The organism is Chromobacterium piscinae, assembly GCF_021129175.1.
In the GTDB taxonomy this organism is placed as follows: Bacteria; Pseudomonadota; Gammaproteobacteria; order Burkholderiales; family Chromobacteriaceae; genus Chromobacterium; species Chromobacterium piscinae.
Window position 1 is genome coordinate 1 of the sequence record NZ_JAJOHV010000159.1, and the last position, 3,659, is coordinate 3,659.

At 64.7% G+C, this 3,659-nt stretch carries 6 protein-coding genes; 4 read left to right on the forward strand and 2 right to left on the reverse strand.

The genetic code is table 11. From position 1 onward, the window contains the following. Positions 1 to 59 precede the first annotated feature (59 nt). The 4 genes from LQR33_RS23650 to LQR33_RS23665 all read left to right on the forward strand — a co-directional run bounded on the left by LQR33_RS23650 (position 60) and on the right by LQR33_RS23665 (position 2,289). Complete coding sequence (locus tag LQR33_RS23650) at positions 60 to 869, forward strand: carbon-nitrogen hydrolase family protein (RefSeq protein WP_231470683.1); 810 nt, start codon at positions 60 to 62, stop codon at positions 867 to 869. A 67-nt stretch (positions 870 to 936) separates the two neighbouring features. After that, entirely contained in the window at positions 937 to 1,404 is a 468-nt protein-coding gene (locus LQR33_RS23655; RefSeq protein ID WP_231470685.1) for an OsmC family protein, read from the forward strand. Between the two features lie 15 nt (positions 1,405 to 1,419). Beyond that, positions 1,420 to 1,881 carry a thioredoxin family protein gene (locus tag LQR33_RS23660; protein WP_231470687.1) on the forward strand — a complete coding sequence of 154 codons (462 nt, stop codon included), beginning with the start codon at positions 1,420 to 1,422 and terminating at the stop codon, positions 1,879 to 1,881. 3 nt (positions 1,882 to 1,884) lie between these two features. After that, positions 1,885 to 2,289, forward strand: a complete 405-nt coding sequence (locus LQR33_RS23665; protein ID WP_221665978.1) for an NUDIX hydrolase — start codon at positions 1,885 to 1,887, stop codon at positions 2,287 to 2,289. 16 nt (positions 2,290 to 2,305) lie between these two features. Here LQR33_RS23665 and LQR33_RS23670 read toward each other — a convergent pair whose 3' ends face one another. Continuing rightward, positions 2,306 to 3,130, reverse strand: a complete 825-nt coding sequence (locus LQR33_RS23670) for an undecaprenyl-diphosphate phosphatase (protein ID WP_231470689.1) — start codon at positions 3,128 to 3,130, stop codon at positions 2,306 to 2,308. A 148-nt stretch (positions 3,131 to 3,278) separates the two neighbouring features. Then, positions 3,279 to 3,659: methyl-accepting chemotaxis protein (locus tag LQR33_RS23675; protein ID WP_231470691.1), on the reverse strand; the 381-nt coding region annotated here is incomplete at its 5' end.

Here is a 3,659-nt window from a genome sequence, read left to right on the forward strand (position 1 = left end):
ATGGTCAAGGTCAGCCAGGACGCGCCGTACCAGCCCATCTACGTGCGGATCGCGCTGGCATGAGCGTGATCCGCCTGGCCCTGGCGCAGCAGCCCGCGCCGGACGATCCATCCGGACGCCTGCCGCTGCTGAGGCAGTGGTGCGAGGCCGCGGCGGCGGACGGCGCGCATTTGCTGCTGCTGCCCGAGATGTGGTCCACCGGCTACGCGCCGGAGCGGATGAACGCCGCCCATGCCTGGGACGACGATGAACGGATGTTGGCCGAAATATCCCAGTTGGCCGTCGGATTGGGGCTGGCCATCGGTTTCACTTATCTCGCCCGCCGCGACGGCGCGCTGCGCAACCGGCTGCGCCTGTACGGCGCAGATGGATCGGTGGCGCTGCAATACGACAAGGTCCACATCTGTGATTTCACCGACGGCACCGAGACCGCGCTGCAAGGCGGCGACGGCTTTGTCTGCGCCGACATCGCGCTTGGCGGCGAGACGGTGCGCGTCGGCGCGATGATCTGCTTTGACCGCGAGTTTCCCGAAGCCGGCCGCGCGCTGATGCGGCAGGGGGCCGAACTGGTGCTGGTCCCGAATGCCTGCCCGATGCGCGAGGATGCCGAACTGGGCGATGTCCGCCTGCAGCAGCTGCGCGGGCGGGCGCTGGAAAACCGCTTCGCCGTCGCGCTGTGCAATTATCCGGCTCCGCAGTACGACGGCGCCAGTTGCCTGATCGATGCCCAAGGCCGTTTGTTGGCCGCCGCCGATGAGAGAGTCCAACTGTTGCCGGTAGACCTGGATCTGGCCGCATTGCGGCGCTGGCAGGCCGAGCAGGACGAGGTGTGGGGCGAAACCGCCTTGAGGCCATCCAGCTACCGCTGAGCGTGAAATGTCCTTGTCATTGCCGTGCTATGATCGGCTTTGACCAATTGGACAAGGAGCGGACGCGATGGCGCAGCATCAGGCGGAAGTGATCTGGCGGCGCGGCGATCAGGATTTTCTCGACCGCCGCTACAGCCGCAAGCATCTGTTGAAATTTGACGGCGGGGCGGAAGTGGCCGGCTCCTCGGCGCCGCAGGTGGTGCCGCCGCCGTACTCGGATCCGGCCGCGGTGGATCCCGAGGAGGCCTTCATCGCGTCCTTGTCCAGCTGCCATATGCTGTGGTTTCTGGACATAGCCGCGCGCGCCGGTTTCCGCGTCGACGAATACCACGACGTCGCCGTCGGCGAGATGGGGCGGAACGAAGCCGGCAAGGCCTGGGTGTCCCGGGTGACGCTGCAGCCCAGGACCGTGTTTTCCGGCGACAGGCTGCCCACGCCCGAGCAGTTGGATCAACTGCACCATGCCGCCCACGCAGAATGCTTCATCGCCCATTCCGTGAAAACCGAAGTGCTGTGCAGGCCCAGCCTGGGCTGACCCTGGAGAATTCCCATGAAAAAACTGCTGATTCTATTGTCGCTGTGGCTGGCGAGCGCCGCCGCGTTGGCGGGCGACCTGCCGTATGACGAGCAGGCCGACGCCAAGGCCGAGTTGAGTCGGACGCTGGACGCGGCCAAGCAAGGCCGTCAGCCGGTGCTGCTGATTTTGGGGGCCAACTGGTGCCCGGATTGCCGCGCGCTGGACGCGGCGCTGAACAGAGGCAAGAGCGCCGAGCTGCTGGCGCGCGAGTTCAAGGTGGTGAAGGTGGACGTCGGCAATTTCGATCATAACCTCGACATCGACACCGAGTACGGCCACCCGATCGCCAAAGGGATCCCCACCGCAGTGGTGCTGTCGCCGGATAACAAGGTGATTTACGCGACGCGAGCAGGCGAGCTGGCGGATGCCCGCAGGATGAGCGAGACCGGCATCTATGGGTTCTTCGAGCGGGTGAGCCGCCAGGCAAAGCAATAGGAGATGGCGTTCGAAGATACTTTCCGTCTCAGCGCCCACGCGGTGATGGTCGATGCCGAAGGGAGGGTGCTGCTGCTGAAGGCGACTTATGGCGATCTGGCTTGGGGCCTGCCGGGAGGCGCGCTGGAGCCGGGCGAGACCATTCATGAATGCGTGATCCGCGAATGCCGGGAGGAGCTGGGATGGGAGGTGGCGCCGCGTTATCTGAGCGGCGTTTATTATCACAGCGCCTACAACTCGCAGGCTTTCGTGTTTCGCTGCGAACCGCCGCCGGGCGTGGAGCCCAGGCTGAGCGTTGAACATTCAGCCTGGCGCTATTTCGTCTTGGACGAATTGGGCGAGGCGCAGCGCCGGCGCGTCGAGGATTGTCTGGACTACGCCGGCGCGGCGGTCAGCGGCCGTTTCTGAGAGGGCTTGCAGACGCTCAGGCGCTCCACTCGACCAGGCCACTCCACCAAGTGCCCAGCACGATCAGGCCAAAGGCGATGCGGTACCAGGCGAACACCGTAAAGCTGTGCGTCGAGATGAAGCGCAGCAGCGCGCGGATGGCGAGGAAGGCGAACACGAAGGACGCGGCGAAGCCGACGGCGAACACGTCGATGTCGTCGGCGCTCAACGCGTCGCGGTGCTTGATGAGGCTGTACAGCGAGGCGGCGCCCAGGGTGGGGATGCCGAGAAAGAACGAGAACTCGGTGGCCGCCTTGCGCGACAGGCCCAGGAACAGGCCGCCGATGATGGTGGCGCCGGAGCGGCTGGTGCCGGGAATCAGCGCCAGGCATTGGCACAGGCCGACTTTCAGCGCGTCTTTCAGGCTCAGATCGTCGACCGTTTCCACCGCTACTTGATGCTCGCGCTTTTCCGCCCACAGTATGATCAAGCCGCCGACGATGAAGGCGATCGCCACGCAAACCGGGTTGAACAGCACGGCCTTGATCTGTTTGGAAAACAGCAGGCCGGCGACGGCGGCCGGGATGAAGGCGATGACGATGCCGAGCAGCAGGTTGCGTTCGCCGCCGGGACGGACTGCGCCGGCCACGGTATGGCCTATCTTGCGGCGGTACTCCCACACCACCGCCAGCATCGCGCCCAGTTGGATGAAGATCTCGTAGACGTCGCGCTTTTCCTTGTCGAGGAAGCCCAGCAGGTCGCCAGTGAGGATCAGGTGGCCGGTGGACGAAATGGGCAGGAACTCGGTGATGCCCTCGACCAGGCCCATGATCAGGGAGTGGAACAGCAGGATCGGATCCATTGAACGCTCGGTTTGATGAGTGGAGGAAATGGACGCGATTATAAGCGAGAAGCATGAATATTGTTGGCAGCTTGTCGCGCGCCAAGGCGGCGGGGCAAGCAAACGGCTGCGCCGGAAAAAGACGCAGCCGGGAAGATGGGCTTGTCCGCTATAGGCGGAAGCGGGTGGCCACGTTTTGCAGATTGGCGGACAGCGTGCTCAGCTGGCTGGAGGTGGTGGCCAGTTCCTGCACGGTGGCGTTGTTCTCCTCCGCCATCCGCGACACTTTCTCCATGTCCTGCGCCAGGCTCAGGCTGGTGCTGCGCTGCTCGGTCAGCGCGCCGGTGATGCTGTGTATCGTGCGCATGATGGTGTCGGCGCTGCTTTCGATCTCCCGCATCGAGTTAGACGCCTGCTCGGCGGTGCCGGACACGCCCTCCACGCAGTCCAGGCTCTGGCCCATGCTGCTCACCACTTGGCCGACGCCTTGCTGGATCGACCCTATCATCGTGGTGATTTCCTGGGCCGAGGTGGTGGTGCGCTCGGCGAG